Source organism: Bradyrhizobium sp. UFLA05-112, from assembly GCF_053572325.1.
Map to the genome: position 1 here is coordinate 16,035 of NZ_JBANBK010000040.1, position 21,317 is coordinate 37,351.

General features: G+C 63.1%; 17 protein-coding genes. 9 read left to right on the forward strand and 8 right to left on the reverse strand.

The window, feature by feature from the left end; all coding sequences use genetic code 11:
• Window positions 1–9: 9 nt before the first annotated feature.
• The 3 genes from SO180_RS22740 to SO180_RS22750 form a co-directional block, all read right to left on the reverse strand.
• Window positions 10–435, reverse strand: coding sequence for a DUF4399 domain-containing protein (locus SO180_RS22740; RefSeq protein WP_449381064.1), 426 nt, complete (start codon window positions 433–435; stop codon window positions 10–12).
• 17 nt (window positions 436–452) lie between these two features.
• Window positions 453–2,003 carry an SUMF1/EgtB/PvdO family nonheme iron enzyme gene (locus SO180_RS22745; protein WP_449381065.1) on the reverse strand — a complete coding sequence of 517 codons (1,551 nt, stop codon included), beginning with the start codon at window positions 2,001–2,003 and terminating at the stop codon, window positions 453–455.
• A 241-nt stretch (window positions 2,004–2,244) separates the two neighbouring features.
• Window positions 2,245–3,228, reverse strand: a complete 984-nt coding sequence (locus SO180_RS22750) for an ABC transporter substrate-binding protein (RefSeq protein WP_449381066.1) — start codon at window positions 3,226–3,228, stop codon at window positions 2,245–2,247.
• A 206-nt stretch (window positions 3,229–3,434) separates the two neighbouring features.
• On the opposite strand from SO180_RS22750, the gene SO180_RS22755 reads away from it, so the two are divergent.
• Both SO180_RS22755 and SO180_RS22760 read left to right on the forward strand, forming a co-directional pair.
• A complete protein-coding gene (locus SO180_RS22755) occupies window positions 3,435–4,037 on the forward strand; it encodes a hypothetical protein (protein WP_449381067.1) in 603 nt (200 codons plus the stop codon).
• 29 nt (window positions 4,038–4,066) lie between these two features.
• Window positions 4,067–4,516 (forward strand): DsrE family protein, encoded by a 450-nt coding sequence (locus tag SO180_RS22760; protein WP_449381068.1) that lies wholly within the window; start codon window positions 4,067–4,069, stop codon window positions 4,514–4,516.
• 200 nt (window positions 4,517–4,716) lie between these two features.
• Here the strand turns inward: SO180_RS22760 and SO180_RS22765 are convergent, their stop codons facing one another.
• The 4 genes from SO180_RS22765 to SO180_RS22780 all read right to left on the reverse strand — a co-directional run bounded on the left by SO180_RS22765 (window position 4,717) and on the right by SO180_RS22780 (window position 10,457).
• Window positions 4,717–6,261: a SpoVR family protein gene (locus SO180_RS22765; RefSeq protein ID WP_449381069.1), complete on the reverse strand. Its 1,545-nt coding sequence runs from the start codon at window positions 6,259–6,261 to the stop codon at window positions 4,717–4,719.
• On the reverse strand, window positions 6,258–7,535 hold the full coding sequence (locus SO180_RS22770; RefSeq protein WP_449381070.1) for a YeaH/YhbH family protein: 1,278 nt from the start codon (window positions 7,533–7,535) through the stop codon (window positions 6,258–6,260). The genes SO180_RS22765 and SO180_RS22770 overlap by 4 nt, the downstream gene beginning before the upstream one ends.
• A 13-nt stretch (window positions 7,536–7,548) precedes the next feature.
• Window positions 7,549–9,492, reverse strand: coding sequence for a PrkA family serine protein kinase (locus SO180_RS22775; protein WP_449381071.1), 1,944 nt, complete (start codon window positions 9,490–9,492; stop codon window positions 7,549–7,551).
• Between the two features lie 302 nt (window positions 9,493–9,794).
• Window positions 9,795–10,457, reverse strand: a complete 663-nt coding sequence (locus SO180_RS22780) for a hypothetical protein (protein WP_449381072.1) — start codon at window positions 10,455–10,457, stop codon at window positions 9,795–9,797.
• 281 nt (window positions 10,458–10,738) lie between these two features.
• Here SO180_RS22780 and SO180_RS22785 point away from each other — a divergent pair, with 281 nt between their 5' ends.
• The 7 genes from SO180_RS22785 (at window position 10,739) to SO180_RS22815 (ending at window position 19,497) form a co-directional block, all read left to right on the forward strand.
• The gene (locus SO180_RS22785) at window positions 10,739–13,588 is read left to right on the forward strand and encodes a bifunctional transaldolase/phosoglucose isomerase (RefSeq protein ID WP_449381073.1); all 2,850 of its coding nucleotides are present in this window, start codon (window positions 10,739–10,741) and stop codon (window positions 13,586–13,588) included.
• 14 nt (window positions 13,589–13,602) lie between these two features.
• A complete protein-coding gene (gnd, locus tag SO180_RS22790) occupies window positions 13,603–14,604 on the forward strand; it encodes a phosphogluconate dehydrogenase (NAD(+)-dependent, decarboxylating) (RefSeq protein WP_449381074.1) in 1,002 nt (333 codons plus the stop codon).
• Window positions 14,605–14,617: 13 nt separating this feature from the next.
• Window positions 14,618–16,132 carry a glucose-6-phosphate dehydrogenase gene (gene zwf / locus SO180_RS22795; protein WP_449381075.1) on the forward strand — a complete coding sequence of 505 codons (1,515 nt, stop codon included), beginning with the start codon at window positions 14,618–14,620 and terminating at the stop codon, window positions 16,130–16,132.
• The gene (pgl, locus tag SO180_RS22800; protein ID WP_449381076.1) at window positions 16,132–16,881 is read left to right on the forward strand and encodes a 6-phosphogluconolactonase; all 750 of its coding nucleotides are present in this window, start codon (window positions 16,132–16,134) and stop codon (window positions 16,879–16,881) included. The genes zwf and pgl overlap by 1 nt, the downstream gene beginning before the upstream one ends.
• A complete protein-coding gene (locus SO180_RS22805) occupies window positions 16,868–17,410 on the forward strand; it encodes a gluconokinase (protein ID WP_449381077.1) in 543 nt (180 codons plus the stop codon). The genes pgl and SO180_RS22805 overlap by 14 nt, the downstream gene beginning before the upstream one ends.
• Complete coding sequence (locus SO180_RS22810) at window positions 17,407–18,219, forward strand: HAD family hydrolase (protein WP_449381078.1); 813 nt, start codon at window positions 17,407–17,409, stop codon at window positions 18,217–18,219. The genes SO180_RS22805 and SO180_RS22810 overlap by 4 nt, the downstream gene beginning before the upstream one ends.
• A gap of 225 nt (window positions 18,220–18,444) precedes the next feature.
• A complete protein-coding gene (locus tag SO180_RS22815; protein ID WP_449381079.1) occupies window positions 18,445–19,497 on the forward strand; it encodes a medium chain dehydrogenase/reductase family protein in 1,053 nt (350 codons plus the stop codon).
• A gap of 7 nt (window positions 19,498–19,504) precedes the next feature.
• On the opposite strand, the gene SO180_RS22820 is transcribed toward SO180_RS22815, so the two are convergent.
• Complete coding sequence (locus SO180_RS22820; protein WP_449381111.1) at window positions 19,505–21,310, reverse strand: glycoside hydrolase family 15 protein; 1,806 nt, start codon at window positions 21,308–21,310, stop codon at window positions 19,505–19,507.
• Between the last annotated feature and the right edge of the window lie 7 nt (window positions 21,311–21,317).

Consider the following 21,317-nt stretch of genomic DNA (forward strand, 5'->3'; position numbering starts at 1 on the left):
GACGAAATCCTATCTGACCCGAACGCTGACCTTGCTCGACACAACGGGCGGGTCGAACGGATAGTGCTTCGCATCGCCCAGCACCAGCTGAAGCGTATGGGTGCCCGGCGGAAGCTCGAGAAAGGTCTCGGTCTGCCCCGCTCCAAAATGAAGATGCGTTTTGTCCTGCGGAATCGGCTCCTTGGGGTCGATCGGCTCGTTGACGTCGACCAGCAGATGATGATGGCCGCTGTTCTGGTAGTCGTCGCCGGCGTGCGTCACGCCCATGTTGCGGAGGCCGAACCGGACCCAGAATCCGCCTTTGATCTTCTGACCATCGCGCGGCGTGATGAAATAGAGCTTTGCGTCCTTCGGCGCCGGCTTGCCTTGCGAATAGGCTGCGCTGGAGGACGATGCGAGCAGCACTGAAAGCGCGAGGCAGCAGACGATCTTCATCGCATCTCCTTCCGCGCTTACGGACCAAGCGCTATGCGGAAGCCGTGGGTCGGATAGCGAACATTGGTATCGTAGCTGTCGCGGTTCGCCGGTCGCACATAGCGCGCGTCGTTCTTCCAGGACCCCGAGCGCAGAACATGCGAAGTGCAGTCGCCGCTCCAGGCCGAGCCGTCGGCCGGAGCGCCCTGGTAGTTCTTGTGCCAGCAATCCGCGACCCACTGATCGACGCCGCCTCCCATGTCGTAGAGTCCAAAGGGATTGGGCTTAAAGCTGCCGACCTTGACCGGCTGATCAGCCGATACGTCTCCGCAATCCTTGCAAGCCGCCATGCCCGACTGCGGCTTGTCGCCCCACCAGTACTTGGTCTGGGTACCCCCGCGGGCGGCATATTCCCATTCGGCTTCGCTCGGAAGCCGGTACGGCTTCTTCGTCGCCTGCGCGAGCCAGCCCGCATATTGCTGCGCGTCCGTCCAGCTTACATTCGTGACGGCGGCGTCGTCCTTTCCGGTTGCCGTAAATCCGCAGGCCTTTGCCGCCGCACATTCGTTCCATTCACGGACAGTCACTGGATATTTCCCGATCGCGAACGGTTTGATCGCAACCTGGTGGATCGGTCTTTCCGTCGGATCCTCGTTGCTGCCCATCGCAAAACTGCCGGCGCGGATCGCGATCATTTCCGGCTCCTGGACCTGTGCCGTGGATTGCGCCGGGACCGGTGGAGGCGCAGGCGCCGGCGATGGCATTGCTGTCGGCGACGGAGAGGCAACGGGGGCGGCCTGCGGCGCCGGCGCCATCGAACCGGATTCTGTTGGAACGGATTGCGGCGCCGGGGATGCGGGAGCCGCGGCGGGGGGAGCTGCCGCGTGTTGATCGAGGCGGGGGCGTTGCTGCACGAGCAGGTACCAAAGCACGCCGCTCGCGATCACGAGCAACGTCAGGCCGAGGAGAAACAGCAGGATGTTCTCGCGCCGACCTCGTGTCCTGCCGACGGCGTCAGCGTCCGGCAGCACGCGATAGACGCGCACTGGATCGGTGATATTCTTGACCTTGCGATCCCCGAGCGACTCGTAGCCGCACACCACCTTGTGCTTGATCTGCTCATAGATCGCGCCTGAGATGAAGACCTGACCGGGCTCGGCAATCCCTTCGATCCGCGTCGCAATATTGACGCCGTCGCCGTAGACGTCGTCCGGCTCCACGATGACATCACCGAGATTGACACCAATCCGGTATTCGATCCGGGAATGATTCGGAAGCGTGGCGTTGCGGCCGACGAGATTTTGCTGGATGACGATGCTGCACCGAACGGCCTCGACGGGACTGTCGAAAATCGCGATGAAGCCGTCGCCGGTCGTCTTGATCAGCGTGCCGTGGTGCTCGACTATGCTGGGCTGGATCAGATCGCGCTCGATCCGCTTGACGCGGACATGCGTGCCTTCCTCGTCGGCCTGCATCAAACGGCTGTAGGAGGCGATGTCACCGACGATAATGGCGGCGAGGCGGCGAGGCATCGCGTTACGCGGCGGCTCACCCTGATTCCCCGATTTGAAGTTGCGAATTTCACCCATTACTGGGGCTCCACAAACTTGCAAATGGCGGCTTGCACGTTCAGCTCTCGAAGAGCTCAACGTGCAAGCTGAAGGCTATCACATCGCCCGCGAGGAACAAGCAAAGTGCGACTAGATCAGAGCTTCTCGCGAAGCGTCGGCATGGGTTCCGAGCGAAAATGCTCGCTGGGTGCTTTGAACTTTCCTCATGTCGCGAGCGACTAAAGCTCGCAACGGAACTTCTCGCCAAGCGAGCGTTCACTCACTCGATGGCTTCGTCGGCGCTCGCCAGCAGTGCCGGCGGCACCGCGATCCCCAACAGCTTCGCCGTCCTCAAATTGATGACCAGCTCGAATTTTGTCGGCGCCTGCACCGGAAGATCGGCCGGCTTCGTTCCGCGAAGAATGCTATCTGCATAGGAAGCGACCTGGCGGAACAAGTCCGGGAAATCCAGCCCGTACGACATCAGCGCGCCGCTTGTCGGAAAGCTGCGGAACGGATGGATGCTGGGAATGCGCAGCTCGTTGGTCAAGCCGACGATCAGATCCTGATGCAGGATCGGCAGGGAGTCGGGCAGCGTCATCAGCCCAGCCCTGGGCAAACCTCCTGCACCGCGAACGGCGCGCTCGATCTCGCCGGCATCGCGGACGTAAACCGTCTGCACGTTCACGCCGCTTTCGCGTCCGTCGCTCTCGATCTGGCGCGCGAACGGGGCGCTGGTGTTATTGTCGGGATTGGCGATCAGGACGATGCGCTCGATCGTCGTGTCGACGGCCTTCAGCAGATCGACCCATTTGCCCCCGACCGCGAGTTCGAAATTCGTGAAGCCGGTGAGGCTTCCTCCGGGGTGTGACAGGGACGCCACCACGCCGAGCTCGACCGGATCAGCCACCAACAGGAATACGACGGGTATCGCGCCCGAGTACTTGCGCATTGCCTCGAGCGTAGGACTTCCCTGTGCGATCAGCAGGTCCGGCTTCCGTTGCACCAACGAAGCCGAGGCCTCCGACAGGGAGGATGACATCGGCTTCGCCAGCCGCAGGTCGAACTCCAGATTGTCGCCATCACGCCAGCCGAGCTCGCGCAGCCGGTCCAGGAGCGCAGCGCGGAGCGGCAGCAATTGCTGCTCGCTGAACGAGGAGACCATGCCGACGAGCTTCCTGCGCGGGACCGGCTGGGCGTTCACCGCAAGCCATGGCGCGGCCGCCAGGAGCCCGATAGCCCGGATGAAGGCACGCCGGATCATGAGTGGCCCGGATTGGCTAAAGTCGACTGCATCACGCGCGTGTATCAGCATTCGGCCATCCGGGGGATAACTAAATCCGGGCGCGCCAGACGTGCCGGGTCATCGAGGGCAGGTGAACGCATCCCGCCCGCGTAGCGACTAACCGCCAAATACCCTGCCCGACCACCAGCCGGACACTTCGGTTCGAAGAGAGCTCTGGACCACACATGAAACACCCCCTTCTCGTCGCCCTCACCCTCGCCGCTCTCGGCGGCACCGGCCACGCCCAGGAGGCCAGCAAGGTCCAGTCCGATGCTTTTGACGCGCGAATGTTTGCAGGCGCGCCCGGCCACAAGGCCTATGCCTGCTTCGTCCGCCGCTACGATGCCGACCATCTGGACCGGCATCCGAAGCAGAAGGTTGCGTCCATGAAGCTGCTGGTCTCGGCCGAATACGAGAAAGAAGACAAGGAGCTGCACTACGCCTTCCGCCTCGGCTTCCGATATCGGCACCGCTCGGGCGACTTCGACACCTCCGGCTCCTGCGGTCACGCGCTGTTTCAGGACAATGGCGACGAGGTCCGCTTCGGCTGCGGCGTCGATTGCGACGGCGGCGGCATCGGGATCGCGCTGGCGAAGGATGATAAATCGGCGATCGTGCGGCTCGAGCGCATCAAGGTCTGGCAGAACAACAAACTTGACGACGACGCCAAGGAATCGCTGGTCGCCGGCGCCGACGACAAGATTTTCCGACTCGACCGCACCGACACCAGCGAGTGCGCCTCGCTCGTGACCGACCGCAAGGAACTCGCCGCGCTTCGCCACAAGTGATAGGTTCGACCCGAACTTCTGAGCACGCGATGAATCGACGTAATATCTTGTGGAGCGCAGTGTCAACGTTGGGCGCGGCCTTCGCCGCGTCGCGCGCGAAGGCCGCGACCGAACCGACGCCAGCAGACAGGCTGAAGGTGGTCTATCATCTGAGCGATGCCGAGAAGGTCAACTTCGTGCTCGGCAACATCCAGAACCATATCGACGGCGTCGGCGGCCCGGAGCACGTGACGATCGCGCTCGTCATCCACGGGCCGGCGCTCAAGGCGTTTCACTCGGCGCAAGCCAATCCCGACGTCAGCAAGCGCGTCGGCGATTTCTCCCGGGACGGCGTGGAGCTCGCCGCCTGCGGCAACACCATGAAGGCGCAGAACATCACGCTGAAGGATCTCTTGCCCGGCTTCGTCAGCGCGGAAAAAGGCGGCGTAGTTCGCCTCGCGGAGCTGCAATCGCGGGGGTATTTGTATTTGCGGCCGTGATGTCGACGGAGGTTGGTGTCGCCGCCCCAAGCTCAGCTGTCATCGCCCGGCTTGACGGGGCGATCCAGCATTCCAGAGACGGCGTCTCTCAATCGAGAAGCCGCGGCGTACTGGATTTCCCGGTCAAGCCGGGGCATGACGGCGAAAATGGGGATGCGGCTTGCCGGACTCCATCGCGGGGCACGCTTCACGCGTGAGCGTTACGCCGCTGCGGGGATCGGCCGCGGGCTCACGACGTACTCCCGCAAAACCTTGTCGTTGGCATCCACCTCTATCAACGACACGTCGTAGGTCCAGAGATCGGCCAGATGCTGGAGCACGCGCTTGGCGTCGGTCTCGCTGAGCTGCGAACCCTTGATGACGTGGTGATGCAGGATCAGCCGACGATCGCCGGCGAGATCGACGTCGACCACCTCGATATTGGCATCGATGAAGCCGACATCGTGCTGCCGCGCCAGCTCGCGGCGGACGCGACGGAAGCCGCGCTCGTCATGGATGGCGTCGACCCGAATGCCGGCGCGCTCCTCGGGGTCGTCGTGGAGATGGAACATGCGCAGGTGCCGCATCAGCCTGGGGCTGAGGAACTGCCCGATGAAGCTCTCGTCGCGGTAATTCGCCCAGACGTCGCGCAGCACGCCGATGGCGTCGCCCTTGCCGGCAATGTCCGGGAACCACTCTCGGTCCTCAGCTTCCGGATTGGTCGCAATCCGCTCGATATCCTGCATCATCGCAAAACCGAGCGCATAGGGATTGAAGCCGGAGAAGCGCGGATCGTCGAACTCGGGCTGGAACACCACGTTGGTGTGTGACTGGAGGAATTCGAGGAAGTTGCCGTCGGTGATGCGGCCCTGCTTATGCAGGGTCGACATGATGCGATAGTGGACGTAGGTCGCTGTCCCCTCGTTCATCACCTTGGTCTGGCTCTGCGGGTAGAAATACTGCGCGATGTGGCGGACGATGCGCAGCAATTCACGCTGCCAGGGCGCCAGCCGCGGCGCGCTCTTTTCCAGGAAGTAGAGCAGATTCTCCTGCGGTAAACCGAGCAGCTTGCGGCGACGCTCGATGCTCAGCACCGACCGGCTCTTGGCCGCCCCCTTGGGCACGGTGCGCCAGAGGTCGTTGAAGACCTCCTCCTCGTGCTGACGGCGGCGGCCGGCGCGCTTTTCCTCAGCCCGCAGATCGATATTCTTTTTGCCGGGATACCGGTCGATGCCGTGCGACATCAGCGCATGCGCCGCGTCGAGCGTGCGCTCGACCTCGACGCGGCCATAACGCGCCTCGCATTGCGAGACGTAGGTCTTGGCGAAGTCGAGATAGTCCAGGATGCCGTCGGCATCGGTCCACTGCTTGAACAGATAGTTGTTCTTGAAGAAGTGGTTGTGGCCGAACGCAGCATGCGCAATCACCAGCGTCTGCATCGTCGCCGTGTTCTCCTCCATCAAATAGGAGATGCATGGCGAAGAGTTGATGACGATCTCGTAGGCGAGGCCCATCAGGCCCTTGCGGTAGGAGGCCTCGTGGAAGGCGAAGTGCTTGCCGAACGACCAGTGCTTGTAGAACAGCGGCATGCCGACGGAGGAATACGCGTCCAGCATCTGTTCGGCGGTGATCACCTCGATCTGGTTCGGATAGACGTCAAGGCCGAGCTCCTTCTTCGCCACATCCTCGCAGGCATCGTGGATACGCTGCAAGGTGTGGAAGTCCCAATCCGCGCCCTCGAACAATCGCCCGGTCTTGTCCGTCATGGAGCGGCCTTCTCCTGATTTTCGCGGCGTTGGAACAGGTCGTGGAACACCGGGAAGATCTCGCTGCGCTCACTGACCTTGCGCATCGACAGCGGCGCGCCGCTGTTGCGCAGGCGGTCATAAAGCGTCCAGAGCGAGGAGTCGGAGAGATCGAACGCGCTGCCACCGGACTCCCCGACCTCGAGATAGGCGAAGAACTGGCAGACCGGCAGGATCTTCTCGGTCAGGAGCATGCCGGCGAGCTCGCCGTCGGAATAGGAGTTGTCACCGTCGGAGGCCTGGGCTGCGTAGATGTTCCAGTCCGACGGATTGAAGCGCTCGCGCACGATCTCATGCATCGCCTGGAGCGCGCTCGACACCAGCGTGCCGCCCGAGGCCGGACCATAGAAGAAGGTCTGCTCGTCCACCTCCTCCGCGCGGTCAGTGTGGCGGATGAAGACGATCTCGACGTGCTTGTAGCGGCGCTTCAGGAAGACGTAGAGCAGCATGTAGAAACGCTTGGCGAGATCCTTCATGTGCTCGGACATCGAGCCGGAGACGTCCATCAGGCAGAACATCACCGCCCGCGCCACAGGCTTCGGCACCGTCTCGAAGCGGCGGTAGCGGATGTCGAGCGGATCGATGAAGGGGATGCGCTTGGATTTCGCCTTCAGCCTCTCGAGCTCAGTGAGGAGCGCCGCGCGCTCGTCCTCGTCGGCGCATTCGGCGATCCTTGCTTCCAGCTCATCGATCTCGCTCTTGCGCGGACGGCGCAACGCGATACGGCGGGCGAGCGCGAGCTGGACGGTCCGGTTGACGGAGATGTTCGCAGGTGAGCCAGACGTGGTGTAGCCGGCGCGCTGGATGCCCTCACTCTCGGTCTGGGTGATCTTGCGCTTGGCGAGGTCGGGAAGCTCGAGATCGTCGAGGAAGAGATCGACGAACTCGTCGCGGCTCAAGACGAAGCGAAAGGCATCCTCGCTGTCACCTTGACCGGGACCGGAGTCCTTGGCGCCGCCCTGCCCCGAACGCTGCAGATAGTCGCCCTCGATGAACTTCTTGTTCCCCGGCAACACCATGTCGCGCGTGCCACCCTCGCGGCGGAAGCGCGGCTCGTGCATCCCGTCGAGGGGGATCGTGACCTCCCCCCCTTCCAGGACGTCCTTGATATCGCGTTCCTGCGAGGTCTTCTTGACGGCGCCCTGCACCAGGGATTTGGCCCGACGCAAGAACCGCTGGCGGTTCTCAAGACTCTTGCCGCCCGGGTTCAGGCGCCTGTCAATAATGTGGGCCACTGTCTCATCCGCCTCAACCGGCCTGCTTCACACGCATGTACCATTCGACAAGCCGGCGAACCTGACGCTCGGTGTAGCCGCGCTCCACCATGCGTGCGACAAACTCGCCGTGCTTCTTCTCGGTCTCGCCGTCCTTCTTCGAACCGAACGAGATCACCGGAAGCAGGTCCTCGACCTGAGAGAATATCCGCTTTTCGATCACGTCGCGAATCTTCTCGTAAGAGGTCCAGTTCGGATTCTTGCCGCTATTCTGAGCCCTGGCCCGTAACGAGAATTTGACCACCTCGTTCCGGAAGTCCTTCGGGTTGGCGATGCCGGCCGGCTTCTCGATCTTGGTCAACTCCTGGTTCAAGAGTTCGCGATCCAGGAGCTGTCCCGTATCGGGATCCTTGAAGTCCTGATCCTCGATCCAGGCATCGGCATAGTCCACGTAGCGATCGAACAGGTTTTGGCCGTAGTCCGAGTAGGATTCGAGATAGGCCTTCTGGATCTCGTTACCGATGAACTCGGCATAACGCGGCGCAAGCTCGGCCTTGATGAACTCCAGGTAGCGTTTCTCGGTCTCTTCGGGAAGCTGCTCGCGGCGGATCGCCTGTTCCAGCGCGTACATCAGATGCACGGTATCGGCAGCGACCTCCTGCGGATCGTGGTTGAAGGTCGCGGCCAGGATCTTGAAGGCGAAGCGAGTGGAAACGCCGTCCATGCCCTCATCGACACCGGCGGCATCACGGTATTCCTGAACGCTGCGCGCCTTGGGATCTGATTCCTTCAGGCTTTCCCCATCGTACACCCGCATCTTGGCAAACAGCGTGGAATTTTCGTGCTTGCGCAGACGTGACATCACCGAGAACCGCGCCATCGTCTCCAGCGTCGCAGGCGCGCAAGGTGCCGAGGCGAGCTCTGAGCCCTGGATCAGCTTTTCGTATATCTTCTGCTCTTCGGTGTACCGCAGGACGTAAGGCACCTTGATCACGCAGATGCGGTCGATGAAGGCTTCGTTGTTTTTGTTGGACTTGAAGCTCGCCCACTCGGCCTCGTTCGAGTGCGCGAGGATGATGCCGGTGAAGGGGATCGCACCGATGTTCTCGGTGCCGATATAGTTGCCCTCCTGCGTCGCAGTGAGCAGCGGGTGCAGCATCTTGATCGGCGCCTTGAACATCTCGACGAACTCGAGGATGCCCTGGTTGGCGCGGTTGAGACCGCCGGAATAGCTGTACGCATCCGGGTCGTTCTGCGCATAGGTCTCGAGCTTGCGGATATCGACCTTGCCGACCAACGAGGAGATGTCCTGATTGTTCTCGTCGCCGGGCTCGGTCTTGGCGATCGCGATCTGGCGCAGCCGCGACGGCTGGATCTTGGCGACGCGGAATTGCGAGATGTCGCCGCCGAAGGCCTCCAGCCGCTTGTAGCACCACGGGCTCATGAGACCGGTGAGACGCCGGCGCGGAATGCCGTACTTCTCTTCCAGCATCGGTCCGAGCTGCTCGGGATCGAACAGGCTGAGCGGGCTTTCGAACACCGGGCTCAGTTCATCGCCAGCCTTCAGCACGTAGATGGGCTGCACCTCCATCAACGACTTGAGCCGCTCGGCGAGCGATGATTTGCCGCCGCCGACCGGGCCGAGCAGATAGAGGATCTGCTTGCGTTCTTCGAGCCCTTGCGCGGCGTGACGGAAGAAACCAACGATGCGCTCGATCGTTTCCTCCATGCCGTAGAAGCCGGCGAAGGCCGGATAGGTGCGGATCGTGCGGTTCAAAAAGATACGGCCAAGGCGTGGGTCCTTGGCCGTGTCAATCGTCTGGGGTTCACCGATCGCAGCTAGTAGTCGCTCGGCTGAATTCGCGTACTTCATGGGATCGCTTCGACACGATTCCAGATATTCCGCCATCGACATGTCGTGCTGGCTTCTCGCCTCGAACGACCGAGCGAAAGCGTTGAACAAAGAATCGTTGTACATGATCCCTCTCCGCGTGATTTCCGCCACTCAAGCTGAAACGAAAGCAGTTACCGGACCGTTCCTCAGCGCCCGTCTCGAATCAGCGTGAGCACATGACGATCATTGGACACCCGAGCACCTTGTTGGCGCAACGCACTACGTAGGCACCGGGTGAGTTACGAACAGGCACTTGCCTGTTATTTATGCGAATCTATACCCGTACGTGCTAATTTCCAGCAAATGTCGCCCCGCGGCAACATCCGGGCGTTACCGGGGATTGGTCCATCCGGCAGCGCAACATAGCTGCCCCGCCGACGGCAAACTTATGACGCTTTGACGGCGAAGCCTTGAACGTCGTGATGGCTCTTCTGCTGCAATGCGGCGCGCAGCTTGCTCGCGTCGTGGCAAGCCAGGCAGGCTCGCAGCAGCGTCGCGAAGTCCGTCGCCGGCCCGGCCGGAGCGATGACGCTGAAATCCGTGTCATTCCGCGGCGAGATCGCGCCTCTGCTCCTGACGCTGCGAAGTTGCCGCCGCAGCGCCGGCGTCAGCATAACGGTTTTGCATCCGTAGCTTTCACGCACCGAAACGTCTTCGATCGAGTCCCAGAGCAGGAATTCATCGCCGGCACGCAGATCGCGGATGCGGTGGTGGCTGACGGTCGCGCACCGCTCGGCCAGCGACATCCAGATCAGTCGGCAGATGACGAGCCCGAACAGCAGAACACCCGCGCGGCCCGCCGCCCGCTCACAGGCGCCAAGGCCGCCGCACAACTCGAAGGCAAGCGCGGCGCTGAAAAGGGGCATGACAAACCCCAGCACAATCGGCTCTGCGAGGCGGGAAAAGCTATGACCGACATCGAGATCGTTGGACACGTCGAGATCGGCAGGAAAGGCAGATGGACGCGGCGTGACGGCAATCGCAAGGTCGTCAAAATTTGCGTGCATGCTTATCCGCCAGCACGGCAGTTCATGAATGAACTGAGGCAACCCGCCGCACGGGCAAATGCTTGAGCCAGCGACACGAAACTCCGCTCAGCCAAGGCTGACGCTACGCTACGGTCTCAGGCCGATAAACTTGGCGGCCAACGACTTTCGCGCAACGACGCGCCCGATCAACTGGATCGCTACGCTCTCAACGGAGTTATGCCGAGAGTACGACGCACATACCCTTGATTGGTTCCCTCCCAAGGCCATGGTAACACACCATAGCGCGTCAGGACCGGCGCGGGAACCCCTCGCCTGCCACCGGCTCGGAGAAAAGAGTGATCATGAATCCCGTCAAAGAACTGGAAAAGCACGGACAGGCCGTCTGGCTGGATTTCCTGGCCCGCGGCTTCATCGCCGAAGGCGACCTGAAGCGGCTGATCGAGACCGACGGCGTCAAGGGCGTCACCTCCAACCCGTCGATCTTCGAAAAGGCGATCGGCAGCTCGGACGAATATGACGCCCCGATCGGCAAGGCGCTGAAGCGCGGCGACCGTCCGGTCGCCGACCTCTTCGAGCAGCTCGCAGTCGAGGACATCCAGAACGCCGCCGACGTGCTGCGCCCGGTCTATAACCACCTGAAGGGCCAGGACGGCTTCGTCAGCCTGGAGGTGTCACCCTATCTGGCCATGGACACCAAAGGGACGGTCGCCGAAGCCCGGCGGCTCTGGAAGGATGTCGATCGCAAAAACTTGATGATCAAGGTGCCGGCGACGCCGGAGGGCCTGCCGGCCATCGAACAGCTCATCGGCGAAGGCATCAGCGTCAACATCACCCTGTTGTTCTCCAAGGAGGTCTATCTGGAGGTCGCCGAGGCCTATCTTGCGGGCCTTGAGAAATACGTGGCTGGCGGCGGCGATCCGTCGCATGTGGCAAGCGTCGCAAGCTTCTTCGTCAGCCGCATCGACACCGTGGTCGACAAGCAGCTCGACGACAAGATCGCCCGCGCCAACGATCCCAGCGAAAAAGAGCGTCTCGCGGCGCTCAAGGGCAAGGTCGCGATCGCAAATGCAAAGGTCGCCTACCAGGACTACAAGCGCCTGTTCTCCGGGCCACGCTGGGACAAGCTCGCCGCCAAGGGTGCGAAGCCGCAGCGGATGCTGTGGGCTTCCACCGGCACCAAGAACAAGGATTATAGCGACGTCCTTTATGTAGAGGAGTTGATCGGCCCGAACACCATCAACACCGTGCCGCCGGCGACGCTCGATGCGTTCCGCGACCACGGCAAGCTGCGCGACAGCCTGGAGGAGAATGTCGAGGAGGCCGCCCACGTGCTGGAGGAGCTCGAGCGCTCCGGCATCTCTCTTGACGAGATCACCGAGGAGCTCGTCAGGGACGGCGTGAAGCTGTTTGCCGACGCCGCCGACAAGCTCTATGGCGCGGTCGCCCATAAGCGCGCCACCGTGCTAGGGACGGCGATCAACCGCCAGCAGCTTGTGCTGGGCGAGGGGCTCGGCAAGGCCGTGACCAAGAGCACCGAAGACTGGCGGGCGTCGGCGAAAATCCGCAGGCTCTGGCAGCGCGACAAGTCGGTCTGGACCGGCACGGACGAGAACAAATGGCTCGGCTGGCTCGACAGCGCGGCGAAGGCCGATGTCGCCGACTACGCCGACTATGCGAACCGGGTGAAGGGCCAGCATTTTTCCGACGCAGTCGTGCTCGGGATGGGCGGATCGAGTCTCGGTCCGGAAGTTCTGGCCGAGACGTTCGCGAGAAGAGCCGGCTTCCCCAAGCTGCACGTGCTCGACTCGACCGACCCGGCGCAGGTACGGGCGATGGAAGCCAAGATCGACATCGCCAACACCGTCTTCATCGTCTCCAGCAAATCCGGCGGCACCACCGAGCCGAACGCGATGAAGGATTATTTCTATGACCGCGTCGCCAAGGCGGTCGGGCCGTCGGTGAAGACCGGCCACCGCTTCATCGCGGTCACCGATCCCGGTTCCTCGCTGGAAAAGGCTGCCAAGAAGCTCAGCTATGCCCGCATCTTCCACGGCGAACCCTCCATCGGCGGACGCTATTCGGTGCTTTCGCCGTTCGGCCTCGTGCCCGCCGCGACCGCTGGCATAGACGTCAAGAGCTTCATCGGGCACGCGCTCGCGATGGCTCGCTCATGCGGACCGGACGTGCCGCCGCAAGAGAATCCCGGCGTGCAGCTCGGCCTCGCGATGGGCCTTGCAGGCCTGGAAGGCCGCGACAAGGTGACGATCTACGCCTCGAAGAAGATCGCCGATTTCGGCGCCTGGGCCGAGCAGCTCATCGCCGAATCGACCGGCAAGGAAGGCAAGGGCCTGATCCCGATCGACGGCGAGCCGCTGGTCGATCATTCAGTCTATGGAGACGACCGCTTCTTCATCGACATCCGCACCGAGGGTGAAGCAGATGCCGTCCATGACGGGATGCTCTCCGCGCTCGAGAAGGCCGGCCATCCCGTGGTGCGCATCCTCATGAAGTCGGTCGACCATCTCGGCCAGGAGTTCTTCCGCTTCGAGATGGCGACGGCGGTCGCGGGCTCCATCCTCGGCATCAACCCGTTCGACCAGCCCGACGTGGAAGCAGCCAAGATCAAGACCCGCGAGCTCACCGCCGCGTTCGAGAAGACCGGCGCGCTGCCGCCGGAGGAGCCGGTCGTCAGCACCGCGGACGCCGATCTCTACACCGACGACGCCAATGCCGCAGCGCTCCGTGCCGCCGGCGCGAACGGCGACCTCACCTCCTGGCTGAGAGCGCATCTCGACCGCTCCCGGCAAGGCGACTATGTCGCCCTGCTCGGCTACATCGCGCGCGACAAGGCCACGATCGAAGCCTTGCAGGCGATGCGGACGGAGGTGCTCGAAAAGCGCCGTGTCGCCACCGCCGCTGAATTCGGTCCGCGCTTCCTGCATTCGACCGGACAGGCCTACAAGGGCGGGCCCGACAGCGGCGTGTTCCTGCAAATCACGACCGACGACGCCGAGGACCTTCCGGTGCCGGGCCAGAAGGCGAGCTTTGGCGTCATCAAGGCGGCGCAGGCGCGCGGCGACTTCGATGTTCTCACCGAGCGCGGACGACGCGCGCTCCGCGTGCACCTGAAGGGCGGGCTGAAGAAAGGCCTTGCCGCGCTGAACGCCGCGCTCTCCCAAGCGTTGAACTGAAAGAGGATAGGTCAATGCAGCTCGGCATGATCGGCCTCGGCCGGATGGGCGGCAACATTGTCCGCCGGCTGATGCGGAATGGCCATTCGGCCGTGGTCTATGACAAGGACGCCAAGGCCGTCGCCGACCTTGCGGCGGACGGCGCGCAAGGCGCGAGCACGCTGGAAGAGTTCGTCGCCAAGCTCGACAAGCCGCGCACCGCCTGGGTGATGCTGCCCGCCGGCCGCATCACCGAGACGACGATCGAGACGCTCGCAAAGCTGATGCAAGCCGGTGACGTCATCATCGACGGCGGCAACACCTTCTGGCAGGACGACGTCCGCCGCGGCAAAGCGCTGAAGGAGCGTGGCATCCACTATGTCGACGTCGGCACCTCCGGCGGCGTCTGGGGGCTCGACCGCGGCTATTGCATGATGATCGGTGGCGACAAAGCCGTCGTCGACCGGCTCGATCCGATCTTCGGCACGCTTGCGCCGGGCGCGGGCGAGATCCCGCGTACGCCCGGACGCGAGGGCCGCGATCCCCGCATCGAGCAGGGCTACATCCACGCCGGCCCGGTCGGCGCCGGTCATTTCGTCAAGATGATCCACAATGGCATCGAGTACGGCCTGATGCAGGCCTATGCCGAGGGTTTTGACATCCTCAAGAATGCTGACATCGAGGCGCTGCCGGCGGATCATCGTTTCGATTTCGATCTCGCCGACATTGCCGAGGTCTGGCGGCGCGGCAGCGTGATCCCGTCCTGGCTGCTCGACCTGACTTCGACCGCTCTCGCCGACAGCCCGGCGCTGGCGGAATATTCGGGGTTCGTGGAGGATTCCGGCGAAGGGCGCTGGACCGTGAATGCGGCGATCGACGAGGCGGTGCCGGCCGAAGTGCTGACCGCGGCGCTGTTTGCCCGCTTCCGGTCACGCAAGGAGCATACCTTTGCGGAGAAAATCCTCTCCGCCATGCGTGCCGGATTCGGGGGGCACAAGGAGCCGAAACAACCGGGCGCACCCAAGCCCAAAGCCTGAAGGCCCGCCATTCGTGACAAAAGACCCGCAGCCCAAACGCAAGCCCGAAAATTGCGCCTTCGTCATCTTCGGCGTCACCGGCGATCTCACCCATCGCCTGGTGATCCCATCGCTCTACAATCTCGCCGCCGAGAACCTGCTGCCGGAGAAATTCTGCGTGGTGGGCGTCGCGCGCAAGGGCATGTCGAATGACGAGCTGCGCGACGGCCTGTTGAAGGGCCTGCGCGAGCATGCCACCCGTCCGGTGGACGACGTCGTCGCCCGGCAACTCCTGCAATGCGTGACCTTTGTCGAGGCCGATACGAAGGATCCAGCGTCCTTCGATAAACTACACGAGCATCTGGACGCGCTCGAATGCTCCCGCGGCACCGGCGGCAACCGGCTGTTCTATCTGGCGACCCCGCCGGCGGCGTTTGCACCGACCGCGCGCGAGCTCGGCCGCACCGGACTGATGAAGGAGAACAACGGCGCCTGGCGGCGGCTCGTGGTCGAGAAGCCATTTGGCACCGACCTTGCCTCGGCCCGCGCGCTGAATGCCGAGCTCCTGAAGATCATGGAGGAGCACCAGATCTATCGGATCGATCACTATCTCGGCAAGGAGACGGTGCAGAACATCCTGGTGTTGCGCTTTGCCAACGGCATGTTCGAGCCGATCTGGAATCGCAACCATATCGACCACATCCAGATCACGGTGGAGGAACGGCTCGGCGTCGGTCATCGCGGCGGCTTCTACGACGCCACCGGCGCACTCCGCGACATGGTGCCGAACCATCTGTTTCAGCTGATGTCGCTGGTCGCGATGGAGCCGCCGAGCCGTTTCGATGCGCACTCCGTCCGCTCCGAAAAGGCCGAGGTTCTTTCCGCGATCCAGCAACCGAGCGAAGAGGAAGCGCTGAAGAGTTCGGTGCGCGCGCAATATCTGGCAGGCCGCGTCGGCGATTCCGATATCCCGGACTATCGCAAGACCGAGGACGTCAAGTCCGGGAGCACGACCGAGACCTACGTGGCGCTAAAGCTCCTGATCGACAACTGGCGCTGGGCCGGCGTGCCCTTCTATCTGCGTACCGGCAAGGCGCTGGCTCACAAGCGCACCGAGGTTGCGATCAAGTTCAAGCAGGCGCCGCTGTCGATGTTCAGCGGCACCACGGTCGATCGCCTGTCGCAGAATTTCCTGACCATCGGTATTGCGCCGACCGAGACCATCGAGTTGCAGTTCAATGCGAAGATTCCGGGACCGAGCGTCACGATCGACGGTGTCGAGATGAAGTTTCGCTACGGCGACTATTTCAAGGCCGATCCGAGCACCGGCTACGAGACGCTGATCTACGACTGCATGATCGGTGACAACATCCTGTTCCAGCGCGCCGACGGCGTCGAAGCCGGGTGGCAAGCCGTGCAGCCGTTCCTCGATGCCTGGAAGAAGGCGGGCACCAACGGCATCGAGACTTATCGTGCCGGCAGTGATGGCCCCTCCTGCGCCGACGAGCTACTCCGGCGCGATGGGCGCAGCTGGCGGAAATATTCGTGATGGCTGCGGCCGACCAGCCGAAACTGATCGTCGAAGCCGACGCCGATGCGCTGGCGCGGGCCGCGGCCGAACGCGTGATGGCGCGCATTGCGGCCAACCCGGGCCGCATTGCGATCTGCCTCACCGGCGGATCGAGCCCGAAGAAGCTCTATCAATTGCTCGCCAGCGAGGCTTGGCGAGACAAGATTCCCTGGGAGCGCGTGCACTGGTTCATCGGCGACGAGCGGTTCGTGCCGGACGGTGATCCCCTCAGCAACATGACGGTAGCGCGCACGATCCTCCTCGATCGCAGCGCACCGTCCGGCCATGTCCACCCGATCCCCACCGCGACCGAGAATCCTAATCAGAGCGCCGAGGCCTATCAGCACGAGCTCCAATCCTTCTATGGTGGGGACCAGCTCGATCCGTCGCGCCCACTGTTCGACCTGGTCCTGATGGGCGCGGGACCGGACGGCCACACCGCTTCGCTGTTTCCCGGCTATCCCGCGGTCGAGGAGACAGAGCGCTGGGTCGTCGGCGTACCCAAGGCCAATGTCGCGCCTTTCGTGCCGCGGGTCTCGCTCACCCTGCCCGCTCTGGCATCATGCCACGAAATGCTGTTCGAGATTGCCGGGTCCGACAAGCAAGCGATCTTGACGCGGCTCCTCAATGGCGAGAACCTGCCGGCCGTACGCGCGCGCTCGAATGGTGAGACCGTCTGGCTGGTCGACCAGGCCGCGCTCCCGGAGGGGATTCGTGGCGGGCAGTGAAGCACCTTGTGCATTGATCGTGATGGGTGTGTCGGGCTCGGGCAAGAGCACGGTTGCGGAAGCACTGGGTGAGCGGCTCGGCTGGCGCTTCGAGGACGGCGACAGTTTCCATCCGCCGAGCAATGTCGCGAAGATGAGCGCCGGCCAGCCGCTCACCGACGAGGACCGCTGGCCCTGGCTCAACGCCATCGCCGACGAGATCGCGCGTGCCTGCAAGGCTGGCGAGCACGTCATCATCGCCTGCTCTGCGCTGAAGCACACTTATCGCGACGTGCTCTTGCGTGGACGTGATGACGTCCGCTTCGTCTTCCTGAAGGGCAGCCAGGAGCTGATCGCCGACCGCCTCGCCCTCCGCAAGGGCCACTTCATGCCACCCGGGCTGCTGACCAGCCAGTTCACAACGTTGGAGCCGCCGGAAGCGAGCGAACACGTGATCACAGTCTCGATCGACGAGACCGTCGAGGCGATCGTAGATGGCGTGTTGCGGCAGTTGAGATTCGGCAGCGAGAAGCACAAGGCCATGTCATGACCCCCATCTCACTTGTGGTCTCCGACGTCGACGGCACCCTGGTGACCAAGGACAAGACGCTCACCGAGCGCGCCAGGGCCGCGGTGCAGCGACTGCGTGATGCCGGGATCGGCTTCACCATCACCTCCAGCCGCCCCAGCATCGGCATGCGCTTCCTGATCGAGCCGTTGGCGCTCTCGCTGCCGATCGGTGCCTTCAACGGCTCCTCTATCGTCGATCCGCAGATGATGCCGGTCGAGCAGCATCTGATCCCCGCCTCAGCCGCCGAGCGCAGCATCAAGATCCTCGACGAGTTCGGCGTCGATATCTGGCTGTTCACGTCGGACAAGTGGCTGATCCGCAATCCGGATGGGAAGTACGTCGGTCACGAGCAGCACACGATCCGCGCCGATCCGACCATCGTCAGCGATTTCACGTCCTATCTTTCGAGCGCATGCAAGATCGTCGGCGCCAGCGCCGACGCGCCGCATCTGGAGGCCTGCGAAAAAGTGATGCAGGAAGCGCTGGGGACTGAAGCCGAGGCGATTCGCTCGCAGACCTACTATCTCGACGTCACCCCGCCCGGCTGCAACAAGGGCACCTTCGTCCAGTCGATGGCGCGACGGCTCGGCATCTCGACCGATGCGGTCGCGACTATCGGCGACATGCAGAACGACCTTGCGATGTTTCGCGTCAGCGGCCTGTCGATCGCGATGGGCAATGCAGCGGACAATGTCAAGCAGCAGGCAACTTACGTCACGACGAGCAACGAGCAGGAAGGCTTTGCCGGCGCCATCGAGATGATCCTGAAGCGCAACGGGATCGACTAAGGCGCTTGCTCATCGTTAGCAACATTTCTGGGATGTCCGCTCTGCTGCCGAGAAGCAGACAATGGACGACCGGGCGGCTGGCATGGGCCACGCGCCGAATTGATCTGCATCAATTACAAGGCCCGATTTCGAGCTGATTCTTTGCAACAGACTTGGTGGTGTCAGACCATCCAATTGCAACACTCGTGATGCACTTCTCGAATCTGAGATTGCGGGGATCGGCGTGTGATCGAAGCGCGCAACCGCGTAGTTCAACTTCGTCGCTTTGGCGGACCTGAGGAGCTGGAAGTCGTCGACGCTCCGCTGCCGACGGCCGGTACGGGCGAGGTACGGATCCGTGTGCTCGCCTCGGGGCTCGAGTACACCGATACTCTGATCCGACGGCACCTCTACCCGCAAACTGCCTCCCGTCGGCCACCCCTGGTAATGGGCTACGATGTTATTGGAGAAATCGATCAGCTCGGCGATCGCGTGAGCGGATTTCAGCTTGGTGACCGTGTGGCCGACATGACGGTGCTCGGATCGAATGCGGCCTATCGCACGCTCCAGGCGCGTCACTTGACCCACGTGCCGATGGGCGTTGATTCGGCGCAAGCGGCCGCGCTGATCCTCAGCTGGATGACGGCATATCAGCTCCTGCACCGCGCTGGGCGGGTGCAGCCGGGGCAGCGTGTGCTGGTGCATGGTGCTGCCGGAGCGGTCGGACAGGCGCTTCTCGTACTCGGTAGCATGGCTGGACTTCAGCTATGGGGCGGAGCTCATGGAAGGCACGCTGCGCTGATCCGTGAGCTCGGGGCTACGCCGCTTGATTATCAGCGCGAAGATTTCACGCGCGTCTTGCCAGGTGGATTTGACGTCGTGTTCGATGGCATCGGGGAGGATGGCTATCGCCGGTCATTTTCGGCACTCAAGCGTGGCGGTCTGCTCTGCGCCTATGGCTACTCGGCGGGCGCGCAGGATCGGCGACGGATGCTCACCATGCTGATGTGGATCGCGCGACTTTATCTCTGGAGGTGGTTGCCTGGCGGCAGGTCGGCTTTTTTCTACTCGATCAACGCGATGCGGCTGCAACATCCTGAATGGTTCACCGAAGACCTTAAGCGCCTGTTCGCTCTGCTTGCCAGTGGCGCCATCCAGCCGCGCATCGCCGCGCGGATATCGCTCGATGAAGTTGCTCATGCGCACCGACGCCTCGAAGCCGGTGGCCTGGAGGGCAAGCTCGTGCTGTGCCCGGATCTCGCGCCACAGGCATCCGGCACGACAAGCACTGCGGCCTGAAGTTCCGTCACTGCGACCGCTGCACGGCGGGCTTCTCGCTGCGGGTCCTGGCAGCGGACAAATTATGGGCCGTGTTGATCAGCGCGATATGGGTCAGCGCCTGCGGAAAATTGCCGGTCTGACGCCGCGCCACTGAATCGTATTCCTCGGCCAGCAGCCCGACATCATTGGCGATGCCGACCACGCGATCGAACAACACCTGCGCCTTGTCGAGGTCGCCGGCAAGCACATGAGCATCCGCCAGCCACAGGCTGCAGGCGAGGAACGCCCCTTCGATCGGCTGCGTCTCCTCGGACACCTCACGCGGATCATGCCGCAGCACGAAGCCGTCGCGCATCAAGTGCTGTTCGACCGCCGCGATTGTGCCGCGCACGCGCGGGTCGTTTGCCGGAAGAAAGCCGACCGCGGGCAGCAACAGTACGCTGGCATCCAGGACCTTCGAGCGATAGGACTCGACGAAAGCGTTGGCCTCTGCATCGAAGCCTCTCTCACAGACGTCGCGTTGGATGGCATCGCGCAAGGTACGCCAATGCAGCAGCGGCGCCTTGAAGCCGAAGGTCTCGGCGCTCTTGATACCGCGGTCGAAGGCAACCCAGGTCATCACCTTCGAGAAGACATAGTGCTTGGCCTGGCCGCGGCGCTCCCAGATGCCGTTGTCGGGCTGATCCCAGACCTCGGCGAGGTGTTTCAGCACGGCACATTCCAACGCCCAACTCTCGTCGTCGAGCTTCAGTTTCGCCATGCGCGACTGGTGGAACGCGTCGATCAGCTCGCCATAGACGTCGAGCTGCAATTGCGCGTGGGCGGCATTGCCGACGCGAACCGGCTTCGCGCCCTCATAGCCGTCGAGCCATTCGGCCTCCCATTCGAGCAGCCGCCGCTGGCCCCAGATTCCGTACATGATCTGCATGCGGTCCGGCGCGCCGGCGGCCGCGCGCAGCAGCCAACTATGCCAAGCCGATGCCTCCTCGGTATAGCCGGAGTTCATCAGCGCGAGCAGCGTGAAGGTGGCATCGCGCAGCCAGCAGAAGCGGTAGTCCCAGTTTCTGGCGCCGCCGAGCTTCTCGGGCAGCGAGGTGGTTGGCGCTGCGACGATGCCGCCGGTCGGGGCAAAGGTCAGGGCCTTCAACGTGATCAGCGAGCGTATGATTAGATCGTGATATTCGCCGTCGCGATTTGATCGGCTGCACCAGTCCTTCCAGAAGGCTTCCGTCTCCGCGAATGCGCGTTCGGGGTCAATTGCCTCGGGCGGATCAAGATGCGACGGGCCATAGGTCAGCACGAAGGGGATGGTCTCGCCGCCGGCGACCTCGAACTCGGCGACGGTGGTCAGATCCTCGCCGCGGGTTTCGACGGGTGTGCGGAGCACCGTCATGTCCTGGCCGCAGATCGCAAGCACGGCGGAGCGATCCTCGGTTCGCCTGACCCAGGGAATGTCGACGCCGAAGCCGAAGCGGATGATGAGCTCCATCCTGAGCTTGACGCGGCCCTTCAGGCCGCGCACCAGCCGCACGATGTCGGACGCCTTGCCGCGCGGCGGCATGAAATCGATCAAGGCGACGGAACCGCCGTCCGTCTCGAAACGGGTCTCGAGGATCAGCGTGTTGGCGAGATAACGGCGGGAGCAAGCCGTGACCGCTTCGCTCGGCGCAATCTGCCAGCGGCCGTTCCTTCTGGTGCCGAGGATTGCTGCAAAGCAGGCGTCGGAATCGAAGGCCGGCCAGCACAGCCAGTCGATCGAGCCGTCGCGGCCGACGAGGGCCGCGGTCTCGCAATCTCCGATCAGCGCATAGTCTTCGATCTTCTGTGACAATTCCTTG

Excerpts from the sequence above, each read along its gene's own strand:
- SO180_RS22740 (WP_449381064.1), bottom strand. The coding sequence starts at position 435 with ATGAAGATCGTCTGCTGCCTCGCGCTTTCAGTGCTGCTCGCATCGTCC.
- SO180_RS22745 (WP_449381065.1), bottom strand. The coding sequence starts at position 2,003 with ATGGGTGAAATTCGCAACTTCAAATCGGGGAATCAGGGTGAGCCGCCG.
- SO180_RS22750 (WP_449381066.1), bottom strand. The coding sequence starts at position 3,228 with ATGATCCGGCGTGCCTTCATCCGGGCTATCGGGCTCCTGGCGGCCGCG.
- SO180_RS22755 (WP_449381067.1), top strand. The coding sequence starts at position 3,435 with ATGAAACACCCCCTTCTCGTCGCCCTCACCCTCGCCGCTCTCGGCGGC.
- SO180_RS22760 (WP_449381068.1), top strand. The coding sequence starts at position 4,067 with ATGAATCGACGTAATATCTTGTGGAGCGCAGTGTCAACGTTGGGCGCG.
- SO180_RS22765 (WP_449381069.1), bottom strand. The coding sequence starts at position 6,261 with ATGACGGACAAGACCGGGCGATTGTTCGAGGGCGCGGATTGGGACTTC.
- SO180_RS22775 (WP_449381071.1), bottom strand. The coding sequence starts at position 9,492 with ATGTACAACGATTCTTTGTTCAACGCTTTCGCTCGGTCGTTCGAGGCG.
- SO180_RS22785 (WP_449381073.1), top strand. The coding sequence starts at position 10,739 with ATGAATCCCGTCAAAGAACTGGAAAAGCACGGACAGGCCGTCTGGCTG.
- gnd (WP_449381074.1), top strand. The coding sequence starts at position 13,603 with ATGCAGCTCGGCATGATCGGCCTCGGCCGGATGGGCGGCAACATTGTC.
- pgl (WP_449381076.1), top strand. The coding sequence starts at position 16,132 with ATGGCTGCGGCCGACCAGCCGAAACTGATCGTCGAAGCCGACGCCGAT.
- SO180_RS22810 (WP_449381078.1), top strand. The coding sequence starts at position 17,407 with ATGACCCCCATCTCACTTGTGGTCTCCGACGTCGACGGCACCCTGGTG.